At 45.2% G+C, this 26,011-nt stretch carries 27 protein-coding genes; 13 read left to right on the top strand and 14 right to left on the bottom strand.

What is annotated here, in order from left to right:
* Window positions 1–38 precede the first annotated feature (38 nt).
* From tilS to OCU90_RS13290, 4 genes are all read left to right on the top strand, one after another.
* Window positions 39–1,373, top strand: a complete 1,335-nt coding sequence (gene tilS, locus OCU90_RS13305) for a tRNA lysidine(34) synthetase TilS (RefSeq protein WP_061022342.1) — start codon at window positions 39–41, stop codon at window positions 1,371–1,373.
* A gap of 58 nt (window positions 1,374–1,431) precedes the next feature.
* Window positions 1,432–1,743, top strand: coding sequence for a c-type cytochrome (locus tag OCU90_RS13300; protein WP_029222103.1), 312 nt, complete (start codon window positions 1,432–1,434; stop codon window positions 1,741–1,743).
* Window positions 1,744–1,873: 130 nt separating this feature from the next.
* Window positions 1,874–2,212 carry a nitrogen regulatory protein P-II gene (gene glnB / locus OCU90_RS13295; protein WP_004738609.1) on the top strand — a complete coding sequence of 113 codons (339 nt, stop codon included), beginning with the start codon at window positions 1,874–1,876 and terminating at the stop codon, window positions 2,210–2,212.
* Window positions 2,213–2,273: 61 nt separating this feature from the next.
* Window positions 2,274–3,116, top strand: coding sequence for an endonuclease/exonuclease/phosphatase family protein (locus tag OCU90_RS13290; RefSeq protein ID WP_029222104.1), 843 nt, complete (start codon window positions 2,274–2,276; stop codon window positions 3,114–3,116).
* Window positions 3,117–3,237: 121 nt separating this feature from the next.
* Here the strand turns inward: OCU90_RS13290 and OCU90_RS13285 are convergent, their stop codons facing one another.
* The 3 genes from OCU90_RS13285 to gloB all read right to left on the bottom strand — a co-directional run bounded on the left by OCU90_RS13285 (window position 3,238) and on the right by gloB (window position 6,324).
* Window positions 3,238–3,924 (bottom strand): YIP1 family protein, encoded by a 687-nt coding sequence (locus OCU90_RS13285; RefSeq protein WP_004734331.1) that lies wholly within the window; start codon window positions 3,922–3,924, stop codon window positions 3,238–3,240.
* Window positions 3,921–5,495 carry a LysM peptidoglycan-binding domain-containing protein gene (locus OCU90_RS13280; RefSeq protein WP_061022340.1) on the bottom strand — a complete coding sequence of 525 codons (1,575 nt, stop codon included), beginning with the start codon at window positions 5,493–5,495 and terminating at the stop codon, window positions 3,921–3,923. Before OCU90_RS13280 ends, OCU90_RS13285 begins: the two co-directional genes overlap by 4 nt.
* 70 nt (window positions 5,496–5,565) lie before the next feature.
* A complete protein-coding gene (gene gloB / locus OCU90_RS13275) occupies window positions 5,566–6,324 on the bottom strand; it encodes a hydroxyacylglutathione hydrolase (protein WP_004734329.1) in 759 nt (252 codons plus the stop codon).
* A 53-nt stretch (window positions 6,325–6,377) separates the two neighbouring features.
* Here gloB and OCU90_RS13270 point away from each other — a divergent pair, with 53 nt between their 5' ends.
* Window positions 6,378–7,160, top strand: a complete 783-nt coding sequence (locus OCU90_RS13270) for a class I SAM-dependent methyltransferase (RefSeq protein ID WP_004734328.1) — start codon at window positions 6,378–6,380, stop codon at window positions 7,158–7,160.
* A gap of 118 nt (window positions 7,161–7,278) precedes the next feature.
* Here the strand turns inward: OCU90_RS13270 and rnhA are convergent, their stop codons facing one another.
* Window positions 7,279–7,743, bottom strand: coding sequence for a ribonuclease HI (rnhA, locus tag OCU90_RS13265; protein ID WP_004734327.1), 465 nt, complete (start codon window positions 7,741–7,743; stop codon window positions 7,279–7,281).
* 56 nt (window positions 7,744–7,799) lie between these two features.
* Between rnhA and dnaQ the strand changes: the two genes are divergently transcribed.
* Both dnaQ and OCU90_RS13255 read left to right on the top strand, forming a co-directional pair.
* Window positions 7,800–8,567, top strand: a complete 768-nt coding sequence (gene dnaQ, locus OCU90_RS13260) for a DNA polymerase III subunit epsilon (RefSeq protein WP_017084141.1) — start codon at window positions 7,800–7,802, stop codon at window positions 8,565–8,567.
* A 9-nt stretch (window positions 8,568–8,576) separates the two neighbouring features.
* Window positions 8,577–9,824 carry a TIGR03503 family protein gene (locus OCU90_RS13255; protein WP_061022338.1) on the top strand — a complete coding sequence of 416 codons (1,248 nt, stop codon included), beginning with the start codon at window positions 8,577–8,579 and terminating at the stop codon, window positions 9,822–9,824.
* Between the two features lie 147 nt (window positions 9,825–9,971).
* Here the strand turns inward: OCU90_RS13255 and fadE are convergent, their stop codons facing one another.
* Complete coding sequence (gene fadE, locus OCU90_RS13250; RefSeq protein ID WP_061022336.1) at window positions 9,972–12,437, bottom strand: acyl-CoA dehydrogenase FadE; 2,466 nt, start codon at window positions 12,435–12,437, stop codon at window positions 9,972–9,974.
* Window positions 12,438–12,764: 327 nt separating this feature from the next.
* Here fadE and lpcA point away from each other — a divergent pair, with 327 nt between their 5' ends.
* Both lpcA and OCU90_RS13240 read left to right on the top strand, forming a co-directional pair.
* Complete coding sequence (gene lpcA, locus OCU90_RS13245; protein ID WP_017084137.1) at window positions 12,765–13,340, top strand: D-sedoheptulose 7-phosphate isomerase; 576 nt, start codon at window positions 12,765–12,767, stop codon at window positions 13,338–13,340.
* A 65-nt stretch (window positions 13,341–13,405) separates the two neighbouring features.
* Window positions 13,406–14,251, top strand: coding sequence for a class II glutamine amidotransferase (locus OCU90_RS13240; RefSeq protein WP_017079424.1), 846 nt, complete (start codon window positions 13,406–13,408; stop codon window positions 14,249–14,251).
* A gap of 160 nt (window positions 14,252–14,411) precedes the next feature.
* On the opposite strand, the gene purN is transcribed toward OCU90_RS13240, so the two are convergent.
* Both purN and purM read right to left on the bottom strand, forming a co-directional pair.
* Entirely contained in the window at window positions 14,412–15,098 is a 687-nt protein-coding gene (gene purN, locus OCU90_RS13235) for a phosphoribosylglycinamide formyltransferase (protein WP_099426121.1), read from the bottom strand.
* 120 nt (window positions 15,099–15,218) lie between these two features.
* Complete coding sequence (gene purM / locus OCU90_RS13230) at window positions 15,219–16,259, bottom strand: phosphoribosylformylglycinamidine cyclo-ligase (RefSeq protein WP_008222945.1); 1,041 nt, start codon at window positions 16,257–16,259, stop codon at window positions 15,219–15,221.
* Between the two features lie 169 nt (window positions 16,260–16,428).
* On the opposite strand from purM, the gene upp reads away from it, so the two are divergent.
* A complete protein-coding gene (gene upp / locus OCU90_RS13225) occupies window positions 16,429–17,055 on the top strand; it encodes a uracil phosphoribosyltransferase (RefSeq protein WP_004734318.1) in 627 nt (208 codons plus the stop codon).
* A 148-nt stretch (window positions 17,056–17,203) separates the two neighbouring features.
* On the opposite strand, the gene OCU90_RS13220 is transcribed toward upp, so the two are convergent.
* On the bottom strand, window positions 17,204–18,442 hold the full coding sequence (locus OCU90_RS13220; RefSeq protein WP_004734317.1) for a uracil-xanthine permease family protein: 1,239 nt from the start codon (window positions 18,440–18,442) through the stop codon (window positions 17,204–17,206).
* 278 nt (window positions 18,443–18,720) lie between these two features.
* Here OCU90_RS13220 and OCU90_RS13215 point away from each other — a divergent pair, with 278 nt between their 5' ends.
* Entirely contained in the window at window positions 18,721–19,986 is a 1,266-nt protein-coding gene (locus tag OCU90_RS13215; protein WP_029405197.1) for a DUF2066 domain-containing protein, read from the top strand.
* Window positions 19,987–20,114: 128 nt separating this feature from the next.
* Here the strand turns inward: OCU90_RS13215 and OCU90_RS13210 are convergent, their stop codons facing one another.
* The 4 genes from OCU90_RS13210 to bepA form a co-directional block, all read right to left on the bottom strand.
* Window positions 20,115–20,552 carry a DUF2069 domain-containing protein gene (locus tag OCU90_RS13210; RefSeq protein WP_004734315.1) on the bottom strand — a complete coding sequence of 146 codons (438 nt, stop codon included), beginning with the start codon at window positions 20,550–20,552 and terminating at the stop codon, window positions 20,115–20,117.
* Entirely contained in the window at window positions 20,549–21,142 is a 594-nt protein-coding gene (gene wrbA / locus OCU90_RS13205; RefSeq protein ID WP_061022334.1) for an NAD(P)H:quinone oxidoreductase, read from the bottom strand. The genes OCU90_RS13210 and wrbA overlap by 4 nt, the downstream gene beginning before the upstream one ends.
* A 6-nt stretch (window positions 21,143–21,148) precedes the next feature.
* Window positions 21,149–21,499 (bottom strand): arsenate reductase (glutaredoxin), encoded by a 351-nt coding sequence (arsC, locus tag OCU90_RS13200; RefSeq protein ID WP_017086244.1) that lies wholly within the window; start codon window positions 21,497–21,499, stop codon window positions 21,149–21,151.
* Between the two features lie 156 nt (window positions 21,500–21,655).
* Window positions 21,656–23,110, bottom strand: coding sequence for a beta-barrel assembly-enhancing protease (bepA, locus tag OCU90_RS13195; RefSeq protein ID WP_004734312.1), 1,455 nt, complete (start codon window positions 23,108–23,110; stop codon window positions 21,656–21,658).
* A gap of 178 nt (window positions 23,111–23,288) precedes the next feature.
* Between bepA and OCU90_RS13190 the strand changes: the two genes are divergently transcribed.
* Window positions 23,289–23,528, top strand: a complete 240-nt coding sequence (locus OCU90_RS13190; protein ID WP_004734311.1) for a sulfurtransferase TusA family protein — start codon at window positions 23,289–23,291, stop codon at window positions 23,526–23,528.
* The gene (locus OCU90_RS13185) at window positions 23,521–24,597 is read left to right on the top strand and encodes an AI-2E family transporter (RefSeq protein WP_017084129.1); all 1,077 of its coding nucleotides are present in this window, start codon (window positions 23,521–23,523) and stop codon (window positions 24,595–24,597) included. Before OCU90_RS13190 ends, OCU90_RS13185 begins: the two co-directional genes overlap by 8 nt.
* A 138-nt stretch (window positions 24,598–24,735) precedes the next feature.
* Here the strand turns inward: OCU90_RS13185 and bcp are convergent, their stop codons facing one another.
* Window positions 24,736–25,206: a thioredoxin-dependent thiol peroxidase gene (bcp, locus tag OCU90_RS13180; protein WP_017079430.1), complete on the bottom strand. Its 471-nt coding sequence runs from the start codon at window positions 25,204–25,206 to the stop codon at window positions 24,736–24,738.
* 12 nt (window positions 25,207–25,218) lie between these two features.
* The gene (locus tag OCU90_RS13175) at window positions 25,219–25,761 is read right to left on the bottom strand and encodes a glycine cleavage system transcriptional repressor (protein WP_017079431.1); all 543 of its coding nucleotides are present in this window, start codon (window positions 25,759–25,761) and stop codon (window positions 25,219–25,221) included.
* Between the last annotated feature and the right edge of the window lie 250 nt (window positions 25,762–26,011).

Below are 26,011 nucleotides of genomic sequence, written 5' to 3'. Positions count from 1 at the left end.
ATTCTCCCTTCAAACCTACTCTCATGGTTCACTCGCTCATGACTCACTTAATCGAAACCTTCACATCTGTACTTCATCAAAGCGCACTCAAGCCTAGTCGATTGATCGTGGCTTTCAGTGGCGGTGTTGATTCTCGAGTCTTATTGGAGTTAGCAGCACAGTACGCACAAACTTATGACATTGAGTGCTGCGCGGTGCACGTTCACCACGGTTTAAGCAAGAACGCTGATCACTGGGCTGAGCAATGCCAAGCATGGTGTGATGCTTTGTCGGTTTCGTTAGCTATAGAACGAGTCTCGCTGGATATCGATAGTGGTGAGAGCGTAGAAAAGCTGGCTCGAGATGCTCGTTATAATGCGTTTCAGAAGCACCTGAGTTTTGGTGATGTTCTCATTACAGGTCAACACATCGATGATCAACTTGAGACTTTCTTGTTAGCGTTGAAGCGGGGAAGTGGCCCTAAAGGGCTTTCTTCAATGGCGAAAGTGATGTCGTTTGGCGAAGCGTTTATCGTTCGACCGCTACTTTCAGTGACCCGATCAGACATTGAAGCGTCGGCGCACGACATGGGTTTAACTTGGGTCGAAGATGAGAGTAATCAAGACGTTCGCTTTGACCGCAATTTTATTCGTCATCAAGTCACTCCGGCACTGACCGAGCGTTGGCCTAGTTTCCGAGAGTCGGTCAGTCGTAGTGCTCAGCTATGTGCAGAGCAAGAGTTACTGTTGGATGAGTTGCTTGAATCACACTTTCAGCAAGCTTTAGGAGATAGCCAAAACTTAAGCATTGAGACGTTATCTCAACACTCAGACTTGTTACGAGCACGCCTGCTAAGAATGTGGTTGAGTCATTGCAATCAACCGATGCCGAGTCAAAAGCAGCTCAAGCTTATTTGGGATGAAGTCGCATGCGCTCAGGCGGACGCCAACCCTAAGCTGGTGTTGAATGATGCCGAAGTTCGACGCTTTAATCATCAGCTCTATTTGGTGAGAGAGACTAAAGACTTATCCGACTGGCAAAGCCATCTTTCAATGGGAGAGAGTGTGACGCTACCCTATGGCTTAGGGGAGCTAAGCTTAAATTCAGCACTGAGTGATGGCGCATCGAACAACCGTGATGTGCAAAGCTTTAGTTTGTCGGATACAAACGCAACACTCAGAGTGATCTTTAACCCTGAAGGACTTTCGGCTCACCCTGTTGGGCGCGGGCATAGTAGAAAACTCAAGAAGCTGTTTCAGGAATACCAAGTACCCAGTTGGTTAAGACGCAGAACGCCGATATTAATGGATGGCGATCGAGTGATCGCTGTTTTAGGCTTATTCGTAGATAAAAACTACGAAGGTCAAGATTGTGAAGCGCTTTGGAGCAAGTAGAAAAAGTTTGTGTCACAATTCACCGTCACTTTAATAAAAATAATTAATGGAATATGCAATGAAGAAAATTACACTAGGATTAGTTCTCGGACTTGGACTATTGAGTGGTAACGCTCTGGCGGGTGATGTTGCTGCGGGCCAAGCTAAAGCAGCAATCTGTGCGGCTTGTCATGGCGCCGATGGTATCGCTATGATCCCAGGTTACCCAAACCTGAAAGGACAAAACGAGCAGTACATCGTTTCATCGATCAACGCTTACAAAACAAAACAGCGTAATGGTGGCTTGGCCGCTGTGATGCAGGCTCAAGCTTCTATGCTGAGTGATGAAGATATCGCGAATCTAGCCGCTTACTACGCAAGCCTTAAGTAAAACCTTCTCAAATCGCTGATTAAACAAGATGATAAATTTCGAGCCAGAGCTTTAAAGCTCTGGCTTTTTTCATTGAATGTTTACTATAGCTAACCGATAATGAGCTATTCGCACAGTTTAAGGGATGAACATGAAAAAGATTGAAGCCATTATCAAGCCATTCAAACTTGATGATGTACGTGAAGCACTTGCAGAAGTGGGTATTACGGGTATGACAGTATCTGAAGTTAAAGGCTTTGGACGCCAGAAAGGTCATACTGAGCTATATCGCGGCGCAGAGTACATGGTCGACTTTTTACCTAAAGTGAAATTGGAAATCGTTGTGACCGACGAAGTGGCTGACCAGTGTGTTGATACCATTATCGAAACGGCTCAAACCGGTAAAATCGGCGACGGTAAGATCTTCATTACAGACGTTGAACGTGTGGTACGTATTCGTACTGGCGAAGAAGACGAAGACGCCGTATAAAAAAACTATTACCCTAAAAGGAGCGTTTATCGCTCCTTTTTCATTTCTGGTAGGGTGCTGTATGTTTAAGAAAACCATCATTGTTATCACGCTATTGATAACGCTTGCTGTCGTTAGTTTTCATTTTATCTTCGTGATCCCGAATAAACCCAACCTGATCACTTCCTCTCAAAGTACCAGTAACGACATCTACAGTTGCTACCAAAACTCCGCACCGAAAGCGATTGATGTGTCTGATGGTCTAGACATTACGGTGTGGAATATCTACAAGCAAAACCGAAATAATTGGCAGAGTGAGTTAAATAAGCTGTCGGCAGGTAGCGATTTAGTCTTGCTGCAAGAAGCGAGTATGACAGTAGAGCTTCGCCAATGGGTGACAAGCGGCCAGTGGGGAAGCACTCGTGTGAATGCGTTTGAGGCCTTTGAACAAAGTGCTGGCGTACTTAACTTAGCGACGCATTTACCGATCGAAGCTTGTGCTTATACTCATGAAGAACCTTGGCTTCAATTGCCTAAATCGGCGCTTTGGTCGCGTTACCAACTAAGCAATGGCGAAGAGTTGGCTGTGATTAATATCCATGCCGTGAACTTTACCTTTGGTACGGAAGATTACGAGGCTCAGCTCAAGAGCTTAACTGACAATCTGCAAAAGTATCGTGGGCCTGTTATTTTTGCTGGGGATTTTAATAGCTGGAGTGAGGCTCGCTTTGCGGTATTGAAAGGCGCGTTGGAACAGGTCGGTTTGACGGAGGTTGCCTTTGAACCGGATAACCGAACTCAGTTTATGACAGGATTGGTGCTCGACCATGTGTTCTATCGAGGGCTAGAGGTAGAAAAAGCAAAAGCGCCCATTACGGACGCTTCTGATCATAACCCTATGCGAGTGACCTTTAAGGCTAAATAGTAATAAGCTATTGGCTATTAGTCATACGAGCTTAGCTATTTGCCATTCGCACTGTGGTTACCTTGGGTAATCTAACGGAGCTAATAGGCTAGAGAGTTTTCGCTAGCCTTATCTCTTCAACTTAAAATATTAAAATGTAGAGCGCCCAGATTAGGTAGTAGCCAACCCATGGTAAGCCTGAAATCACAAGCGCTTGCCCACGTTCAAACTCAGTCCACGTTAATACGGCTGCATAACCCAACACGATATACCATGGTAATAACAGTGGTAAAGAGCTGGCAAACTGCGACCAATCATTGGTCAGTGGTAACTTGATTAAGCCGTTTAAGCTGTTCAAGTCAGCAGCGTAGCTCATCACTTGTCCATGCTTGAGTATCAGGCTTGCGTAGCTTGCTACATCACCTAAAACAGCCGGGAATATCACAACCGATGCCGCTGCAAACCATCGCCAAAAGCTATGTTGATGCTGGCTTGGTTTGGTTGCTAGATTAAACCAGAATGCCAACAGAATGATGGTTAATGTTCGGCCAAACACATCGCTGATGATTTCACTCGCGAGTAGGGTATTACTGTCAAGTAACGCCAATTGGTCAGGGTTTGTTTGAGCCAGTTGTTGTGACAATTCTGCACTTAACCATGCAAAATCTACATTCGAAAAATAAGCACCCCAGAATAAAAACGGGCTGAGCATTAATACGACGTAGGGTTGCCACCCCCAAGCACTTCGCTGATAAAGCGCTAAGAAACAAGCTGTTGGTGAACGGAATATATCCAACAGCATGACGAGTGGGTTACTTGACGGGTTCATACACTTACCTTAGTTACATCAACATACAGCTTCAGTTTTTGTCCTGGCTGTAGGTATTTCTTGTTCTGCAAAGCGTTCCATTTTACAACATCTGCGCTTTTTACTTTGAACTTTGATGCAATACCGCTGACTGTGTCACCTGATCTTACGTTATAAAAGACAGTTCGGATGATGGCACCGTCGGAACTATTCTTCCAAATGACCAGTTCTTGACCAATTCGAAGCGTGTCACGTGGCCCCATACCATTCCACTTAGCCAGTGATTGGTGAGATACCTTATTTTCGCGTGCAATCGTCCATAGGCTGTCACCACTTTTTACGGTATGACTAAGCTTATATTGACCACGACTCTTCGACTGTGTGCTTGCTAGGCGATTTGAAGCGCTTAGTGCGTATGTCTTGTCGTCTTTGGTGGATGTTGGGATAAGTAAGTGTTGGCCAATACGAATATTGTTGTTGCTCAAACCGTTTGCAGAGCGGATCACTTTGCTGGTGGTGTTATATTTACTTGCCAGTACGCTAATGCTGTCACCAGATTGAACCTTGTAACGCACCAACTTCATGCCTTTGCCTTTATTGGCAGCGACTTCTTTGTTGAATTTCTCAACTGAGTCTAAAGGAAGTAATAGTTGTTGGTGTTTCTCTGGTGCTGTCGCCCACTGGTTATAAGCCGGGTTGTAACCTTGAAGTTCTTTGACAGGAATACCTGCGTAGCTTGCAGCAATCGCTAAATCAAGCTGTTCGTTTGGGTTAACCAGGGCTAGTACTGGCTTGTTTGGAATCGCAGGGATATTGATGCCATACTTTTCTTGGTTGGCAATCACATCAGCTAGCGCAAGCAGTTTAGGTACGTAGCTGCTGGTCTCTTTTGGCAAGTCCAAAGAGAAGAAGTCGATTGGCTTACCCAGCTTCTTGTTCTTGCGGATAGCACTGTTTACACGACCGCCACCACTATTATAGGCAGCAATGGCATGGTTCCAATCGCCATCGAAACGTCGGTTAAGGTCTGAGAGGAAATCCAATGCGGCGTCAGTAGAGGCAGCGACATCACGACGACCGTCGTACCAGAAGTTCTGTTCAAGCCCGTAGTCTTTGCCTGTGCCAGAAATGAATTGCCATAGACCTGCTGCGCTGCCATGAGAGTAGGCAAACGCATCGAAAGAACTTTCTACAACGGGTAATAGTGCCAATTCTAGTGGTAAGCCTTTTTCTTCAATCTTAGTTGTGATCAGATAAAGGAAAGGTTCAGCACGTTGTGAGACGGTTTTTAGATGACTAGGGTGCTTTAAATACCAAGTTCGGTAGTAATCAACCTTCTTTTGGTCGGGTACTTCCATTTCAAGTTGCATCGCAATGCGTTTCCAAACATCTTCTTGTGTTTGTGGAGTAACGACAGGTGCTTTAACTTTTTGATCTTCTTTGGCTGTTGCTTCTGATGAAGCGTTCGCTTGAGAAACTTCTTTAGTAGGAGATGTGTTGGTTTGCTCGGAAGCTTGGTCTGGATTCTCTGACTGAGTTAATTGGCAACCAGAAAGTAGTAATACCAAAGCCCAGCTGTACTTAACTCGCATGTTACAGCCTTTTTAATTAACGGCCGATGATAATACTTGCCACCCCCTATGAGTGACAAGTCTGTATTTGTTAAAATTCGTTCTTCCACGCACGTAAAGCGGTAAATACCGATAAAGGATCGGTTTGCTCAGTACGATTAGATACTGATTTCACTACACTTGGCTCGGTATAGCGCAAGAAAGGGTTCACAAACTTCTCTTGTCTCAAATTTGTGGGGATGGTCGACTTATTCTGAGCTCTCAGTCGGTTCACTTGGTCGCGATATTGCTGCAAATGTTGGTTGTCAGGCTCAACCGCTAATGCAAAAGCGATGTTCGCGGCGGTGTATTCATGAGCACAGTAAACCTCGGTTTCTTGAGGCAATGCTGTGATCTTGTTCAGTGCATCAAACATTTGCTGTGGCGTGCCCTCCATGATTCGACCGCAGCCTGCTGAAAATAGCACATCGCCACAAAATAGTTTGGCATCGCCCACATAACCAATGTGACCAGCTGTGTGGCCACTGAGCCCGAGTACTAAAAAGACTTCACCAAACAATTCTAATTGGTCACCATCATCAACGGGGTGAGTTAAGGTCGGGATCGGTTCATTCCTTGGACCCACAACATCTATGCTTGGAAACTGTCTGACTAGTTCTGGAACGCCACCAATGTGATCATGGTGGTGGTGTGTAATCAAGATTGCATCTAAAGTTAGCTCATGATGTGCTAAGTACTCTAATACTGGAGCCGCATCACCAGGGTCGACGACAGCACAACGACGATCGCTATTTTGAATCAGCCAGATGTAATTGTCGTTAAATGCAGGTATGCTTTTGATATGTAACATTATTGATTCTCCAGTCACTTTTAGTGAGACAGAATAAGTGAGACAGGTTATTGATGAAGCCAGCACGTAGCAGAAAGAAGTTTGAGCGTCCTTACACTTGGGCACAATTGCACAATGGGGACTGGTTGAGAGAATCTATTCAAACTCGACTCGATGAGTGGTGCCCAAAGCTATTTGGTTACCATATGCTCAAGCTTGGCGGTCTCAGTAGTGAGATTTCTAGCTGCACATGCAACATTCAACATCAAGTAAACCTAGATATCCAGAACCCATTACATAATGTGATAGCGGATGTCTATAATTTACCCTTTTTGGAGAAAAGCTTTGATGTTGTGGTGCTGAGTCATCAGTTAGATTATAGCAATGACCCGCATCGATTATTGAGAGAAGTCGACCGAGTCATGATGGACGATGGTTATATCATCATTACTGGCTTCAATCCGTTTAGTATTACCGGGCTTGCAAGTTTACTGCCTTGGCGAAAGAACAGCTTGCCTTGGAGTGGACGTATGTACACGCCAAACCGAATTAAAGACTGGTTAGGTGTATTGAACTACGAAGTGATTCATTGCGATACCTATGCACTATTTCCGATGAGTAAGTATCAGGCGATGTGGACGTGGTTGGAGAATAGTTTAGGCGGCTGTGCTTCCTTTGCTGGCAGCCAATACTTTATTGTTGCTCGTAAACGAACTTACCCACTTAAGCCTATCAAGCCACATTGGCACCTTAAGCGACGTTTCTCTCCGGTTGGAGCAAGCTTTAGGACCAATACGCGTCGTACCATGGATTCAGCTAAAGCTTCATATCCGTTGAAAACAGAAAAAGCCGACTAGTAGTCGGCTTTTCATCTATTAATTAGGTTAATCAATTATCAACTAGTTTAAGAAGCTATCAATCAGGTTTGGAAAGTATGAATCTGTTTCTGAAATCTGCATCTCATTTAAAAGACGGTTAGCTTGGTTGATAGCCCGTATCTTCTTGAGTCGGATTCTCCGCTGCGTTTCTTGCTAAATCATCACACATTTCATTTTCTCGGTGCCCAGCGTGTCCTTTAACCCAGCGCCAATCAACACTATGACGAGCCGTTTCTTTATCGAGCCTTTGCCACAGGTCTGCGTTTTTAACCGGTTTCTTGTCGGCGGTTTTCCAGTCACGCTTTTTCCAGTTGTGGATCCACTGTGTGATGCCTTGGCGAACGTATTGGCTATCCGTGGTCAGAATCACGGAGCAAGGTTCCTTGAGTGCTTGGAGAGCGATGACAGCTGCGAGCATTTCCATACGGTTGTTGGTCGTTAGTGTAAAGCCTTCGGCTAGTGTCTTTTCTACTTTTTTATAGCGAAGTACGATGCCATAGCCACCAGGACCTGGGTTGCCTAAACAAGAACCGTCAGTGAAAATTTCAACTTGTTTCGTCATGATTTGATACTATTACCTCAAGCACATTATCGGCATAGTCTGACACAGTTATCCTTATGAATACCAGTAGCACTCCAGAACAAAACACGAACGAAAAAAACAGTTCGGACGAAAATAAGCGCATCATTGTACTCGATACCGAAACCACAGGTATGAATACAGAAGGTGGCCCTCACTATATGGGGCATCGCATCGTTGAAATTGGTGCGGTAGAGATCATCAACCGTAGGCTGACCGGGCGTCACTTCCATGTCTATATAAAGCCCGATCGTGCGATTCAAGAAGAGGCGATTGGCGTTCACGGTATTACCGATGAATTCTTGATTGATAAGCCAGAATACCAAGACATACATAAAGAGTTTCTCGACTTTATCAAAGGTGCTGAGCTGGTAGCTCATAACGCGCCCTTCGATACGGGCTTTATGGACTATGAATTTGAGAAGCTCAACCCTGCGATAGGTAAAACGGATGACTACTGTAAAGTTACCGATACCTTGGCCATGGCGAAGAAGATATTTCCAGGCAAAAGAAACAACCTAGATATCTTATGTGATCGTTACGGTATTGATAACTCGCACCGTACTCTCCACGGCGCATTGCTCGATGCGGAGATCCTAGCCGACGTCTATTTATTGATGACAGGTGGGCAAACTTCGCTGCAATTTAACGCCGGCCAAAAGGAAGGTGAAGGTGAAAGTATACGAAGAGCAGAAAGTGGTCGAAAATCCCTAAAGGTTTTACGAGCTACGGCCGATGAAGTAGAAGCGCATCAAAGTCGTTTAGATCTCGTCGAGAAAAGCGGAAGCTGCCTCTGGCGTCAGTAGGGAGAAACTATGTTAAGGGTATTGGCTACCGGTTACTTATTGCTGTTAAGCTTTAGCTTACATGCGGCAACAGAATCCGTAATGAGTTTATTGGACAACCGTTTTCGAGTTGATCCCAGTATTGAACAAGTCACCTTTGTGATTTATCGAGCCGATAACTCTAAACCTGTCGTTTTGGTTCGTCCGGATGGCAAGAAATACTACTCTTGGCGCAATGCTGATAATGTCCGCTGGTACGAAGAATCGTCCATGGACATTATCTCTATCGACGATCCGATGTCAGGCCCTTGGCAAGCAGTAGGTAAAGTCTCACCTAAGAACAACATCAAGCTATTGTCTCACCTTGTTTTGGATGCCAATGACTTCCCAGACAAACTGTATCAAACCGAACACATTAAATTTACGGCTCGTTTGACCTCTGACGGCAAGCCTCTTGTGCTGCGTGATTTTTTAGATCGCGTGAAACTTAAGGTCACTTTTACTAAGTTCGTTGAAAATGAAGAGTCTTTAGTGAGAGAGGCGCGCCCAATTCCGGTTGTGATGGGCGAGTTTGCCGACGATGGCAGTGGTCTTGATGAAAAAGCCGGAGATGGCGTTTTCACTGTGTCGTTGCCGATTGATATTGAGCCAGGTAAATACCGCGCGCGTATTACTTCTGGCAATGGTGTGTTCCTGCGAGCGCAAGAGCAAGAAGTTTTGGTGTACCCAACACCGATCACTACAACCTTCATTCAGTCTCGAAAAGAGGGGCAGCCTCATACGATTGTCGTTTCAGGGGAGCCGGGCATGATTGCGCCGAGTTCGTTAGCGGTTCATGTTGAACACAAGGCTCCGGATGAATACCAAATGTATAAGCAGGGCCAAGCTGAAGTCGATGCAATGAAAGTCGCTTTAGAGGTGCCTTATAATGGCGATTTGGGGATTTATAATTGGTCGGGGATGGTTTACGCCACTGATGCCTCAAGCCAACGTCCACTGATCTTTCCCATTACCGAGCACTCGTACAGCGTTGTTGAAGATATCGACTTAGCGGAGTCACGACGCCTGCAAGAACAAGCGCTTGCTGAGCAAAAGCGTATCGCAGCAGAGTTGATGATACTTCAGAAGCGAGAAGATGACAGACAGCGCAGTATGATCATTATTGCGGTGGGTAATGTGGTCGCGATTCTATTAGGTTTATTGATTTGGTTTGTGGTTCGTCGGGTAAAGGCGAAGAAAAAAGCTCAACCAGAGATGCAACTTAAGGCTCCTAAGTAACTCGCCTATATCATTAGAGTTGTCTTGAGAGAGCAAATCTCGAGAAAGTAAGCCTCGAGAATGTCAGCATTAAAATTTGTGACAACGATGTCATGAACAAAAAAAACGGGACTCATAGGAGTCCCGTTTTTGTTTCTTTTTCTAACCTTAAGCGACGTTATCAATCGATTGGTCTGGGTACTGAGTCTTTGCTGCAAGCTCCTCTGGTGAGAAATCATCAACGTTAATTGTGTACAGTCTATGTTCCTCGGCGCTAGTCAGCAGGTCTGCCTCTTCTTGCGTTAAGATGCCTTTCTCTAAACCTAATTGAGCAACAAGGTCTAGTCGTAAGAAAGCGCGCTTTTGGTGCGTCTCTTTGCAGACTTTGTCGAATAGAGGTTCTGCTTGAAGAATCACTTCTAGTGCTTTTTCAATCTTACCCACTGGGTTGTATTCAGTCGCTTCCAAGTATTGGCCACGGCCGATACGAGAACGTGTTTCGCTTGGCGTTTGTAGAATGTGCGCGACTTGGCTATCCAGTTTGTCGTTTGGTGCACGACGAATGCGACCGAATGGCATCAACACAACACGAAGTAAACGGCCAATCACAGGATTAGGGAAGTTCGCTAGGAACTCATCAATCGCAACTTCAGTCTGACGTAAACTATCTTGCATACCCCAATGTACTAACGGTAAGTCTTCAGCGTGGCTGCCTTCACTTTCGAAGCGCTTAAGTGTTGCTGAACCTAGGTACAGTTGGCTTAGGATATCGCCTAATCTTGCTGATAGGCGCTCTCTGCGTTTCAGTGAGCCGCCTAGAACTGCCATTGAAATATCAGACAGTAGCGCTAAGTTGGCACTGTAGCGGTTTAGTTGTTGGTAATAACGCTGTGTCTGTTTATCTGTTTTATTTGAAGGTGTTGGCGCATCTGAACCACGACCATCGGTTAAACCAAACCACAAGCTGCGGACTAGGTTACTCATCGTAAAGCTAACGTGTCCTGCTAACGCTGAATCAAACTTATCAAGCGCATCGCTGCTTTCAGAATAAGCGGCTTCCATTTCGTTTAGTACGTAAGGATGACAACGAATTGCACCTTGACCATAGATGATCATCGAACGAGTTAGGATGTTGGCACCTTCCACGGTAATCGCGATTGGTGCGCCTTGGTAGCTACGAGCTAAGAAGTTTGATGGGCCTAAGCAAATACCTTTACCACCGACGATGTCCATCGCATCGATGATGCTGCGTTGGCCACGGTGAGTACAGTGGTACTTCACAATTGCTGAGATAACCGAAGGCTTTTCGCCAAGATCGATACCTGCAACCGTTAGGTTACTCGCCGCATCCATTACGTAGGCATTACCTGCTAGGCGTGCAAGCGGCTCTTCAACCCCTTCCATACGACCAATAGGTTGTTTGAACTGGCGACGAATACGAGCGTAAGCACCGGTTGCAAGCGCGGCCGATTTAATGCCGCCCGTTGAGTTTGAAGGCAGTGTGATACCACGACCAACAGATAGACACTCAACCAGCATACGCCAGCCTTGGCCGGCCATTTTCTGGCCACCAATGATGAAATCGATAGGAACGAAGAGATCATCACCTTGGGTTGGGCCATTTTGGAACGGTACGTTAAGTGGGGAGTGACGATTACCAATCTTCACGCCTTTTAAATCTGTAGGGATAAGCGCGCAAGTGATACCGAGCTCTTGCTTGTCACCAAGTAGGCCGTCTGGATCTCGTAATTTAAACGCAAGTCCCAATACTGTTGCGACAGGTGCAAGGGTAATGTAGCGCTTGTTCCAAGTGAGGCGCATACCTAGAACTTCTTCGCCTTGCCATTGACCTTTGCATACGATGCCGTAATCGGGGATTGAGCCGGCATCTGAGCCTGCTTCTGGGCTAGTTAGGGCAAAACAAGGGATCTCTTTACCTTCCGCTAAGCGGGGTAGGTAGTGGTTTCTTTGTTCTTCTGTACCGTAGTGCTGCAATAGCTCACCGGGGCCTAACGAGTTAGGTACGCCAACGGTTGATGACAATACGCTAGAAACGCCAGTTAGCTTCTGTAGCACTAAAGACTGAGCGTAAGCCGAGAACTCTAAACCGCCATACTTTTTCTTGATGATCATTGCGAAGAATTTATGGTCTTTCAGGTATTGCCATACTTCTGGTGGCAAATCAGCCAGCTCATGCGTTACTTGGTAATCATTGACCATTTCGCACACTGTATTTACTGGACCATCTAAAAATGCTTGCTCAGCTTCAGACAGCTTCGGGTCAGCGATGTTTTGAAGTTTCTTCCATTCAGGCTTGCCTTTGAACAGCTCTGCTTCCCACCATACAGTACCCGCTTCTAATGCTTCCTTTTCTGTCTGAGACATTGCAGGCAGTACTTTCTTAAACAAAGAAAGCGCTTTTTGACTGATGATAGTCTGACGAATTGCCGGTACAGCAAAAATCGCAATGGCTAAGAGATAACAAAGCCAGCCAGTGACAGCTACGCCGCCAAACAGTGTTAATGCTACCATTGCGCCGGTTAATACGATTAATGCGCGTACTAGGCTAACTCTATGGTAAAGACAGACGCTTAAGACAGCTGTCATGCCGAGTAGGGAGAGCAATATGTTCATGATCGATTTCCTTTTCAGAGATCACTTATTGTTATTAAGTTTAGGTAAGAGGTCTAACCAGTCAAGTGTAAACAAAATATTAAATATTTGTAAAACTCTAAAGTGGATAAAAAGTGATCTCAATAGAGTTAAAGTTCTAATTGTGAGAGGTTGGTGGCGAATATTTGGGCGGATCGGCAGTGACAGGCTAATAAAGGTGGCAATCTTTGGGCTTAAGTGTCGACACTATTTCATGTTTGTGGGTAAACTCAGGTAATAGAGGGAAAAACCCTCAGCTCTCATTTCACGTACTTTAAGTTGCGTAAAAAAATATAAGAGATAAGCCTTATGTACCAAGACCTAATCAAAAGTGAATTGAACGAAGCTGCTGACGTTCTTAACAAGTTCTTGAGTGATGACCATAACATTGCTCAAATTGAAGCTGCTGCAAAGATGATTGCTGACTCATTCAAGCAAGAAGGCAAAGTGCTTTCTTGTGGTAATGGTGGCTCACACTGTGACGCGATGCACTTCGCGGAAGAGCTTACTGGCCGATACCGTGAAAATCGTCCAGGCTTCGCTGGTATTGCGATTTCAGACCCTAGCCATTTATCTTGTGTAAGTAACGACTTTGGCTACGACCACGTATTTTCTCGTTATGTAGAAGCCGTAGGCCGTAAGGGTGACGTGTTGTTTGGTTTGTCGACTTCAGGTAACTCTGCCAACATTTTGAAAGCGATTGAAGCTGCTCAAGCTAAAGGTATGAAAACCATTGCGTTAACCGGTAAAGATGGCGGTAAAATGGCAGGTTGTGCCGATATCGAAATTCGAGTTCCACATTTTGGTTACGCTGACCGCATCCAAGAGATTCACATTAAGATCATCCACATTGTGATTCAGCTTGTTGAAAAAGAAATGGAATAATAGTTTTAAAGACATTTGGAGCCCAACTTAGGCTCCATTGGTTTTGATAGGGAGTAGATTAAACCATGTGTGAATTGCTCGGTATGAGCGCGAATGTGCCAACTGATATTTGTTTTAGCTTTACTGGTCTTATGCAGCGTGGAGGCAATACCGGCCCGCACCGCGATGGCTGGGGTATTACTTTCTATGAAGGAAAGGGTTTCCGTACGTTTAAAGATCCTAACCCTAGTTGTGAATCCAAGATCGCTGAGTTGGTTCAAAACTACCCAATTAAAAGTCAAGCTGTTGTCAGTCATATCCGTCAAGCCAATCGTGGTGGCGTTAATCTAGAAAATACTCACCCATTTACCCGTGAGCTTTGGGGACGATACTGGACCTTCGCCCATAATGGCCAATTAACGGATTACGATGATCTGGTTAGTGGTCGTTTCAGACCGGTCGGTGAGACGGACAGTGAACTGTCTTTCTGTTGGTTAGTGAAACAACTAGAAGATCGTTTTCCTGAGCCACCTCAAGACATGGAAGGTATGTTTCGCTTTGTCGCTGAGTGTTGTGACCAGCTAAGAGAGAAAGGCGTCTTCAACATGTTACTCAGTGATGGCGAGTACGTGATGACCTACTGTACGAATCATTTGTACTGGATAACAAGACGCGCGCCTTTTGGTAATGCGAGCCTGATTGATGAAGATGTTGAGATAAACTTCCAAGAAGAGACCACGCCGAATGATGTGGTCACGGTGGTAGCAACTCAGCCTCTAACATGCAATGAAGAGTGGTTTAGAATGAAGCCGGGCGAATACGCGTTGTTTCATTTTGGTGAGCTGATCGGCAATAACCACAAAGCATTGGAAGATGTTGCTTATGCACCTAAAAAGGTTGCAAGCCAAGCACCAACTGAGCCATTGAGCTAAACGTTCCGAATAGTATCATTTTTGATCCGAACAAAAGAAAGGCCGCTTACTGAACTAATAAGTCAGTAAGCGGCCTTTTTGTTTTCTGATTTTTAAGGGCTGCTCTTCAGTGATTTACTTTTTATTCCGTGATTTACTATTGCGCGAACAGCTATACAAATTACTCTTCTGCGTAACCGTGATTGCCTAATACTTTACCGTCTAAGACAGCTTGCCCGTTTACCATCGATAAACGATCTTCGGCAAACCATTTACAGACCATAGGGTAAATGCAGTGTTCTTGAGTCAGCACTCGACTTGCTAACATGTCAGCATCATCATCTTCAAATACTGGCACCTTAGCCTGTAAGATCACAGGGCCACCATCGAGTTCTTCGGTAACAAAGTGAACGCTGGTGCCGTGTTCTTTGTCTTGCGCATCAATGGCACGCTGGTGGGTGTGTAGGCCTGGGTACTTAGGTAACAGAGAAGGGTGGATATTGATCATTTTTCCCGCGTAATGGCGAACAAACTCTGAACTCAGAATGCGCATATAGCCAGCGAGTACGATTAGATCGGGTTGGTACGCATCGATCTGAACCATCAATTCATGATCAAACTCTTCACGGGAGTTAAATTCTTTTGGATTCACCGAGTGAGCGTCAACACCTGCTGATTTTGCACGCTCTAGACCAAAAGCATCCGCTTTATTTGAGAAAACGGCCTTAACAGAGGCGTCAATCGTGTGGCTGTCACAGGCATCCAAAATGGCTTGCAAGTTACTTCCGCTTCCTGAGACTAAAACGACGATGTTTTTCTTAGAGTGACTGTTATTCATAGAATGGCTGTTCTTCATAGAGTGGGTCATGCGATTGGTTAACTGAAGTATTTACAATGTACCTACATAAACTAAGGTTTTCTGCGGGCTAAATAGCAAAATGAGGACCATAAGGTCCTCATTGATTAACTAAGTAAGCGAACGCATCACTTATTTGATTTCAACTTGCTCTTCGCCAGCTTCAGCGTTAGCAATTTCACCGATAACCCAAGCGTTTTCGCCTTCAGCTTTCAGCAGTTCAACAGCAGCGTCTGCTTGATCTTTAGGTAGAGCAACAACTAGGCCTACACCACAGTTGAAAGTGCGGTACATTTCAAATGTCTCCACGTTACCTTTCTCTTGTAGCCAGTTGAAGATAGCAGGCCATTCCCAGCTCTTGCCATCAATGACTGCTTTAGTACCTTCAGGAAGTACGCGTGGGATGTTTTCCCAGAAACCACCACCTGTGATGTGCGAGATAGCATGAATGTCATGCTCAGCAATCATCTTAAGTGCCGACTTGATGTAAATCTTAGTAGGTTCTAGTAGGTGCTCACCAATAGTACGACCTTCTAGCTCTTCACTTTTATCAGCACCAGAAACTTCTAGAACTTTACGAATCAAAGAGTAACCGTTTGAGTGTGGACCACTTGAGCCAACAGCGATAAGTGCGTCGCCTGCTGCTACTTTAGTGCCATCAATGATGTCAGCCTTTTCTACAACACCAACACAGAAGCCAGCAACGTCGTAGTCGTCGCCTTCGTACATGCCTGGCATTTCAGCTGTTTCGCCACCGATTAGTGCACAACCTGCTTGAACACAACCTTCAGCAATACCTGAAACAACGTCTGCAGCTGTATCTACATCTAGCTTACCTGTTGCGTAGTAGTCTAGGAAGAATAACGGCTCACCACCTTGAACGATTAAGTCGTTCACACACATTGCCACTAGATCGATACCAATGGTGTCGTGTTTTTTCAGATCCAAAGCAAGGCGAAGTTTAGTACCAACACCATCAGTACCTGAAACAAGTACTGGCTCTTTGTATTTCGTTGGAAGTTCACATAGGGCGCCAAAGCCACCAATACCGCCCATTACTTCAGGGCGACGAGTGCGTTTAACAGCACCTTTGATACGGTCTACTAGTGCATTACCTGCGTCGATATCAACACCAGCGTCTTTGTAGCTTAGAGAAGAAGTATTACCACTCACGGGATAGTCCTCGAACTTAAGTTGGATGTGAAAACGGCGCTATTCTAACAGGGCTTGATTACCAAGAGCAAACGTTTGCGCGGTTTTTTTTATTAGAATAAAGATTCTGAAATAACCCCACAGTTCGTGTATAATCTACAGGTTTGTTTAAATATTGCCGGAGTTGGAAATGAAAGTTGTTGAAGTGAAACACCCGCTAGTAAAACATAAAATTGGCCTGATGCGTGAAGGTGACATTAGCACTAAGCGTTTTCGTGAGCTAGCGACAGAAGTGGGTAGCCTTCTAACATACGAAGCGACATCAGATTTTGAAACTGAGCGTGTGACGATTAACGGTTGGAACGGTCCAGTAGAAGTTGACCAAATTAAAGGTAAAAAAGTAACGGTAGTGCCAATCCTACGTGCTGGTCTAGGCATGATGGACGGCGTTCTTGAGCACATCCCAAGTGCACGTATCAGCGTTGTTGGTATCTACCGTGACGAAGAAACGCTTGAGCCGGTACCATACTTCAACAAGCTTGCATCTAACATCGACGAGCGTATTGCTCTAGTGGTAGATCCAATGCTTGCGACAGGTGGTTCTATGATCGCGACTATCGACCTTATGAAAGAGAAAGGTTGTAAGCACTTTAAAATTCTTGTGCTTGTTGCTGCTCCTGAAGGTATCGCTGCTCTAGAAAAAGCGCACCCAGATGTTGAGCTGTACACGGCTGCAATCGATGAGAAGCTAAACGACAAGGGCTACATTGTTCCTGGTCTTGGCGATGCTGGTGATAAGATCTTCGGTACTAAGTAATTCAGTTTCGGTTTAAGTTAATTTAAAGAGTTTTAAATTTAACTGAACCTGCTTAATTAGCCGTATAAATAAAAGGGAGAGCATTCGATGCTCTCCCTTTTTTGATCTTGTTAGGTTGTGATTTTTTGAATCCAGCCTTACCGATAAATTAATCGATTTGAGCTTTGTCTACTACGGTGTTGTCGCCTAATTCTTCTGGGAGGACTAGGTTAAGTAGGATTGCCACGATACCGCATAAGCTTACGCCCTGTAGGCTAAAGTCGCCGATGCCAAATGCCATGCCGCCAATACCGAAGACTAACGTAATACCCACAATCACAAGGTTGCGTGATTTATGTAGGTCTACTTTATTCTGAATTAGAGTATTCAAGCCTACCGTCGCGATAGAACCAAACAGTAGAATCATGATGCCGCCCATCACAGGAACTGGGATCGTTTGCAGAAGAGCGCCTAGCTTACCTACTAGAGCCAGAACAATCGCTGTTACTGCTGCCCAAGTCATGATCACTGGGTTGAATGCTTTAGTCAGCATTACAGCACCCGTTACTTCACTGTAGGTTGTATTGGGTGGCGCGCCCAGCATAGAAGCGGCAATCGTTGCCACACCATCACCAGTAATAGTGCGGTGTAAGCCTGGCTTCTTAAGGTAGTCTTTACCGGTTACGTTCGAGATAGCAAGCATGTCGCCCACGTGCTCAACAGCAGGTGCAATTGCCACAAACACCATAAAGAAGATAGCGTTGATGTTGAACTCTGGTGCCGTGAAGTTTGGTAGCGCTAACCAAGCTGCTTGAGCTACGGGGGTAAAATCAACGACACCGTATACCAAGCTCGTTACGTAACCCGCAACAATGCCACCAAAGATAGGCAATAATTTAAGGAAGCCTTTCGAGAAAACACTGATGACAATCGTCACTAGCAATGAAATAGACGAGATCCATAACGCGGCGTCTGCATCGATAAGTTGAACCGCACCATCGCCGGTTTTACCTAGCGCCATGTTTACTGCAACAGGCGCAAGACCTAAGCCGATAACCATGATCACAGGGCCAACCACCACGGGTGGAAGTAGTTTATGGATGAAGGCTACGCCACGCACTTTAATCAACGCGCCCATTAAGACATACACAACACCTGCTGCCATTAGGCCGCCCATGGTTGCACCGACACCCCAAGTTTGAATACCAAACATGATAGGCGCGATGAATGCAAAAGAAGACGCTAAAAAGATTGGCACTGAACGGCGTGTAATAAGTTGGAATAAAAGGGTACCGATACCCGCGCCAAAGAGTGCTACGTTGGGATCGAGTCCAGTCAGTAGCGGCACTAATACAAGCGCACCAAAAGCTACAAACAGCATTTGTGCACCTTGCAGAGCATTCTTCATGTTATGTCCTTAAAAATGGTCGTTATATGAAAAGTGAAAAATAAAATTCGCGGGATTCTATCACTTAGCAATCGATTGCCACACCAAATAGATCAAATTTATTTATCTTAGTGATATTTTATATTCGTCAAAGTTCGAAAAATTCAGTTTATAAGTGAGCGATTTATCATGGCCAGGTGATATTTTGTGGTTATTAAACACAGTGGGCGCTATCGACCTTGCCCCTCAATCCATAGTTGCTTATCATCTAGGCACAAGATTTGAATATTAGGATCAGTATGCGCTACATAGCATTGTTGTTGATGGGACTATTAGCCTCTCCGAGTTATGCCTTAACTCAAGTAGATATCTTTAGTGCTGAAGTTGCGATTAACGCTGAAAACAAACAGCCAGAACAAGTGGCAAGAAATACCGGCATGGAGCAGGTATTGATACGTGCGACTGGCCAAACTGATGTCGCTTCGAATGAGACGATTCAAAAGGCGATGCGTAAGAGTTCGCAGTACATGTCTCAAATGAGTTTTGGTGAAAGCAATGACCAATCAACATTGCGCATGCGTTTTAACGGCGCTCAAATCCGTTCGCTACTGACTCAAGCACAATTGCCGTACTGGCCTGATACTCGCTCAAATATCCTTGTTTGGCTGGTGGAAGAACAGAACTACGACAAGAATATTGTGTGGGAACACTCCAACTCACAATTAGCGGCAGGTTTACAAGCCAACGCAAAAGAGCGCGGTTTGCCTCTAACGCTACCAGTGGGTGATTTTGATGACATTACGGGTATTGCGACCTCTGATCTTTGGGGTAGCTTTGTTACACCGATCAGTAAAGCGAGTCAGCGTTACCCGGTTGATGCTGTTCTGGTGATAAAAGCTCAATCTTCAGGTCTACGTTGGACTCTATACGATCAAAAGCCAAACCAATTGACGAGTGCACCAAAATCGCCAGTCAGTGGTTCGCTATCGGGCAACAGCGCGACGACTTCTAAGAAACTTGTCGACCAAATCAGTAACTACTACGCAGGTAAAAGTGCGGTGACAGTAGCAAGTGAATCATCAGAGTCGATTTTAACGCAATTTATTAGCCTGAATAACGCACAAGACTTCTTCCAATTGGAGAATGCACTTAAGCGTTTAAACTCGGTGGCAAGCTTAGATATTTTGAAAATTCAGAATAACGAAGTCACTTTCCGAATTCACTTATTGTCGACTCAACAAGAGTTTGAGCAAGAAGTGGAAAGCATTCGCCAAGTCGCAAAGGTTGAAGAATCTTATATTGAACCTGAAGTGAGCCCTGAATTTGAAACGCAAGACAACACCATGTCTGTAGGCGATGATTCAGCAGCTGTTACTGATACGACCCTGAACGATGGCGCAGAAGCGACGGCTAACGAAGCAGACCCAAGTGTTCAAGTCATCAAAGGTAGTGAGTTATCAACTGAAGCGGATGCTGAGCTAACGAATACGTCTGGCTCGGAAGAGCTAACAGTTGTTGTGCCAGTACATGCTAAGCCAAGCCTAGTATACGAATGGGTTCGCTAGTGATTGTCTTCTGACATGACCGATTGAAATTAATTCATGAAAAAAGCCCTGCAAGAGAAATCTCGCAGGGCTTTTTGTTTGTTGTCACTTTTTTCTCTTGATACTAGATCAGGACAACCTAATCCAGGTTACTGCTCGAACTTAGCTTTCTCGGTCTTTTCTACTTCAGAAAGGCGCTTAAGTTTGATGCCTAATTCTTTGGCTCGAAAGCGAGTAAATAAGATATTGCCCGCGAAGCCTAGAGTCGTCAGAAGCAGTTCTACAGCCGCTAATAAGCGCTCGCCACCGTCGACATACAAAATAGTTAATGCGTGTAGGAAGTAGAGCATTAAGACAAAGTTCGCCCAAGCATGCGTATAAGGTTTGCCTGCTAGAATGCCTGGTAATGGCAGTAACAGCGGTATAGCCCAAGCAATCGCAAGCGTTACATTACTTAGATGAGGGTGCGGCGAAAGTGTCATCTGCCAAGCAATCACCCAGAATAAAAGCGACAAGTTGCCCGCTAAAGCAAGGTAGCGGAATAGCTTGGTTGTGGGAGACATCGCCTTCTCTGGCATATACATCATTGAGAAATTCCCTTCTGGTTTATTGCGATGTGCGCTAGGCGTTTGCCTAGGTTTTTCGCCAACTCAATTTCATCTTTGCTTAATGAAGCGCTTTCTCCGGTACTACTCGCACCATAGGGTGTGCCACCAGTTTGAGTGGTGTGCAGCGCAGGTTCTGAGTAGGGGATACCCACCACTAACATGCCATGGTGAAGCAGTGGCAACATCATGCTTTGTTGTGTGGTCTCTTGCCCGCCATGCAGTGATGAAGAAGAGGTAAACACGCAAGCTGGCTTATCGATCAGATCGCCATTAATCCACAGTGATGTTGTGCTGTCCCAAAAGTGCTTCATAGGTCCAGCCATGTTGCCAAACCAAACCGGACTGCCTAGCGCTAAACCATCGCAAGAACGGAGCTCTTGCAATGTCGCGATAGGATCGGTCGGCTGATAACGCGAATCAGGCTGCTCTTCTGCTGTGTATACGTCGTTCACTGTTCTTAACATGGCTTCGCAGTTCGGGATAGATTCAACCCCTCGTGCAATTTGCCTTGCTAGCGCTCGTGTGTTGCCGTGGCGGCTGTAGTAGAGAACAAGAATGTTGATGCTCATATCGGCTTACAGAATCTCTAGCACTTGCTCTGGTGGACGACCAATCTTTGCTTTGTTGTTCGCAACAACAACAGGGCGTTCAAACAGTTTTGGATTTGTCGCCATTGCTGAGAATAGATCTTCATCGGTAACCGATGCATCGCCAAGATTTGCCTCTTTGTAATCCGCTTCTTTGGTGCGCATCATTTCGCGAACACTGTCAAAACCAAGCTGCGTGAAAAGCACTTTAAGCTGCTCGATAGTTAAAGGCGTATCTAGGTATTTGATAACTTCTGGCTGTACGCCGTTTGCTTCAAGCAGTTCGAGAGTTTGACGGCTCTTTGAGCAGCGTGGGTTATGATAAATCACGACGGACATGGTTCTTCCTCATTATTATTTTTGATTTAATTGTTCAGTTGAAGCAATTGTTCAGTTGAAGCAATTGTTCAGTTGAAGCCACTTGAGTGGCTTCTTTACTATGTAACGTTGAGCTTTCTTTTTCTTCTGACAACTAACCGCTGCCAATAAATACACTTACTGTAACGACAAGAAGCGTTCACGCTGAATCATTAGTTGATCAATTCGGGCGTCGTAACGTGCTTGTTTTAGGCTGCCGAGCTCTGCGATTTGGCTAGCCTGCGTATAGTACTGAATCGCTTTGTTCCAGTTGGCTTGCAGTGCCAAGATCTCTGCACGAGCAGCCAGTTCTTCGTCGCTATTACCAAGGCTTGTATTTACTTTTGAAAGTAGGTGCCAGCCGTTGGTGTCGTTCGGGTTATCGTGCGTGTAACGTTGCAACACGCGAACGGCTTCCTGTAGGTCTTCATTTTCAATCAGCGCATTAGCGTAGTTAATGGTTAGAACAGGGTTGTTTGGTTGGCGAACCAGTGCTGATTCGAGTTCTTTAATCGCAATCTCAGGCTTTTTCTGTTCAATATGGAGGTCTGAAATGGCATCTAGATAAAACAGGTTGGTTGGATCGCTGTTGATGAGCTTGGTCAGAATCGGCTCTGCTTTATCTAATTTTTTAGAATCTAAGTAAACCAGTGCTTGGCCATACTCTAATGATGGAACCAAGGCTTTAGGTGCTTTCTTCAGCTTACGTTCAAACCAATCTAGAGCAGCATCATTATTAATGCCGGCATAGCGCGCGACAATGCGAGCTCTTGCTAGATGGTAATCCAGTGATGGAGCCAGTTTAAGTGGCGGATAGCTGCGAGCGCGAGCGCGTGAATCGGTGATTCGATCTTCTGGTAATGGGTGAGTCAGCAACATTGGGGGTGGTGTGCTTGCATAGCGGTATTCATCAGCCAAACGACCGAAGAAACGCGGCATCGCATTCACATCGAACCCTGCTTTCGCCAGTGTATTGATACCAAAGCGGTCAGCTTCTTTTTCATTACTACGGGTGTAGTTGATCTGGCTCTGCATGTTACCAGCGGTTGTGGCAGTTAGAGCTGCGATACCTGCTTCAGGTGCTGCAATGGCCAATAATACAGAGGCTGCTAGCGCTGCGATGGTTGCTGGAGAACGACGCGCTTGATCTTCCATACTACGCGCTAAGTGACGTTGGGTAACGTGCGCGATTTCGTGCGCTAATACTGAAGCCAACTCACTTTCAGATTGTGCATGCAGGAACAGACCTGAGTGCAAAGCAACATAACCACCAAAGAATGCAAAGGCGTTGATGTTGCGGTCTCGGATCATAAAGAACTGGAAAGGTGTCTTGACATCATTCGCGCTTGCGACAAGACGATGGCCAAGCGTATCAATGTACTGGTTGAGAACCGGGTCGTTTACGATAGGCTGGCTGCTTCTGATGATGCGCATGTAGGCATCACCATAGATAAGTTCTTGGTCGATAGTGAGGGTGCCGCCAGCAGCGGTGCCGATATCGGGTAGCTCCAAACTGTTGGTATTCGCCAACGTTGGGGTGCTTAATGTAGCTGCGATGCATAAGCAAGCGATTGAGCGAGCGCGTTTAAACATATTAGTCAGTAATACTCCGTTTCTTCTGACAGTAAGACAAGTGCAATGCAAATTGGTTCTTTATCTGATGTAACCTTTGCCGAGTGCGTGCGCTATCATGAAGGAAGATGAATGAATGATGGCGCGTTTTCAAAAACAGATTACAATACGACCCTTATAATAAGCATCGAGCTCAAGAATGACACCTAATATTCTAGATTTACGCCAAGAGCGCTGTCCAATGGCACTATTATTAGCCAAGCGTCACAGTGTAAAGTTAGAAGTAGGGCAATCATTGTCAATTTATGTCTCTGATAACAGCTCAATGAAAGATATTGTTACTTTTTTGTCTAAGCAAGCCTATGACGTCATCACTGAGGTTTGCTCTAATTACTATCATCTCCTCGTCACTAAAAAGGAATTGCAGTCAGATGCTTGAAATGGTCAATCGTTGGTATAAACGACGTTTCTCTGATCCCCATGCTGTCAGTTTGGTTGCCATCATTCTCTTCGGCTTTATTACGATCTACTTCTTTGGTCATCTCATCGCGCCATTGTTGGTGGCTATTGTATTGGCTTATTTACTTGAGTGGCCGGTTACCCAACTCCAAAGACTTGGTGTTCCAAGAACGCCATCGGTGATGCTAGTCATCATGATGTTCTTTAGCCTGATGTTGCTGGCGCTGTTTGGTTTAGTGCCGACCATTTGGGAGCAAGTGGGTAATCTCATCAATGATATTCCAAGTATGTATGGCGGCTTACAGAAGTTCATCGCGACCATTCCTGAGCGCTATCCTGAGTTAGCAAACTTGCAGATCGTTGAATCGATTGTGTCTAACGCGAAAAACAAAGCATTAGGTTTTGGTGAAAGTGTTGTTAAAGGTTCTTTAGCTTCCCTTGTGAGCTTGGCTACGCTTGCGGTTTACTTGATTCTTGTGCCGCTGCTTATCTTCTTCTTACTAAAAGATAAAGAAGAGATGATCAGCATGGCGAGTGGTGTGTTGCCTAAAAACCGTCGTCTAGCGACCAAGGTTTGGGTTGAGATGAACCAACAAATCTCGAACTATATTCGCGGCAAGGTGCTTGAGATCTTGATCGTCGGTGGTGTCAGCTACGTGACCTTTGCGATTCTAGATTTACGTTATTCAGCTCTGCTGGCTGTCGCGGTGGGCTTCTCGGTACTGATTCCTTATATCGGTGCGGCGGCTGTGACCGTTCCTGTCGCGATTGTCGGTTTGTTCCAGTGGGGATTAGAACCTCAGTTTTACTGGCTGTTACTTGCTTACGGTATTATCCAAGCGCTAGATGGCAACGTGCTCGTTCCGGTTCTGTTCTCTGAAGCCGTGAACCTACACCCAGTAGCGATTATTGTAGCGGTATTGGTGTTTGGCGGACTGTGGGGATTCTGGGGCGTGTTCTTTGCTATCCCGCTTGCTACGCTGGTGAAAGCGGTTTGGAATGCTTTACCGAGTCATGCTCTCGACGATGACCCTGAGCATCAATCGTAATTGAAGATCAATACAGTTGAGTAAGTATTAAAAAGGCCGAATATCTATGATATTCGGCCTTTTTGTATTTGGCTTAGTCAATTGTGAACTTAGATCATCTAGGTATGAAACTAGGTCATCAACTCACTAGAAACAACATTAAGCTTCTGGATTGAAGTAGTCTAGAACCACTTCGTGGTGAGTCTTAGTCTTGAACTTGTTGAAGACGTGTTCAATCTGACCTTCTTCATCAATTAGGAAGCTAATACGGTGCAGACCGTCGTACACTTTGCCCATGAATTTCTTCTCTCCCCAAACGCCAAACTGTTCAGCAACGCTGTGATCTTCATCAGATAGCAGTGTGAAGTTTAGAGATTTCTTCTCGACGAAATTTGGTAGGCGTTTTACTGGATCAACACTCACACCTAAAACAACCACATTTAGGTCATCAAGTTGTGCTTTGATATCACGCAGGCCTTCAGCTTGCACAATACAACCTGGAGTCATTGCTTTTGGGTAAAAATAGAACAGGACTTTTTTACCTTTGAAGTCACCAAGAGATACGATATTGCCATCTTGATCAGGAAGAGAAAAAGCAGGTGCTGGAACACCAGCCGTTAGCGTATTCATGATATTTCCTTTTTAAAAACTGTTTTTGATAAAGTTGAGCGAGCCTTGTACGGATAGGCTCTGACACAGCGCGTCGAATTCTTCTTGTAGCTGCATCAAATTACATTCTGATTGCACAGAAGCGGTAATAGAGATATGGAATTGGTCGTTATCGAGCTGAACTTTAGATTTATTGATGGTTCGGGCGCTCAGCGAATCGAGGCCGATGTTTCGGTCTGCGAAGAACTGGGTAAACTGCTCGGTAAGGCCGATTTTATCGTCTGACTCAACGAACACCTCTACTGTGTAAGAGTTCTCAATAACATCATGAGTTGAGGTTCGCTTCATAATCGTAATCAAGTCGTGCTCTTGTCCAAGCAAGGGCAGGGTGGTTTCAACGCGGGTGATGTTGTTTGCCTTTCCAGACAGCAGCATGATAAGCGTAAATTCTTCGCCAAATAGAGCGATACGGCTATCAATAATGTTACAGCCTGATTGGGTGACTAAATGAACCACTTGGTTGCATACACCTGGGCGATCTGTGCCCACAGCTGTGATTACTAGATGTTGAGTCATAAAATCACGTCTCTTTATATTCCATTGATTCATGCATGTTAGCACAGTTAGCTCGTGGAATAAGCGTGCGTACGGGGCTTTTTATGAGGCACCTTGCTTCTAACATGCAACCAATGATAAGAATATCGAGAGCGTTAAAAAATGAGATTGAGCGGTGAGAGCACAGCTTACTTGTTACTGACATCCAGTGCTGTGCTATCCGCTAGATTGAGCGCAGGTTACCCAAATTCTCGGTAGAACGCCGTTAGAA

This window comes from Vibrio splendidus, from assembly GCF_024347615.1.
Taxonomy (GTDB): Bacteria; Pseudomonadota; Gammaproteobacteria; order Enterobacterales; family Vibrionaceae; genus Vibrio; species Vibrio splendidus.
Note: the sequence above shows the minus strand (reverse complement) of the source record. Positions and strands in the feature narration are given on the sequence as shown.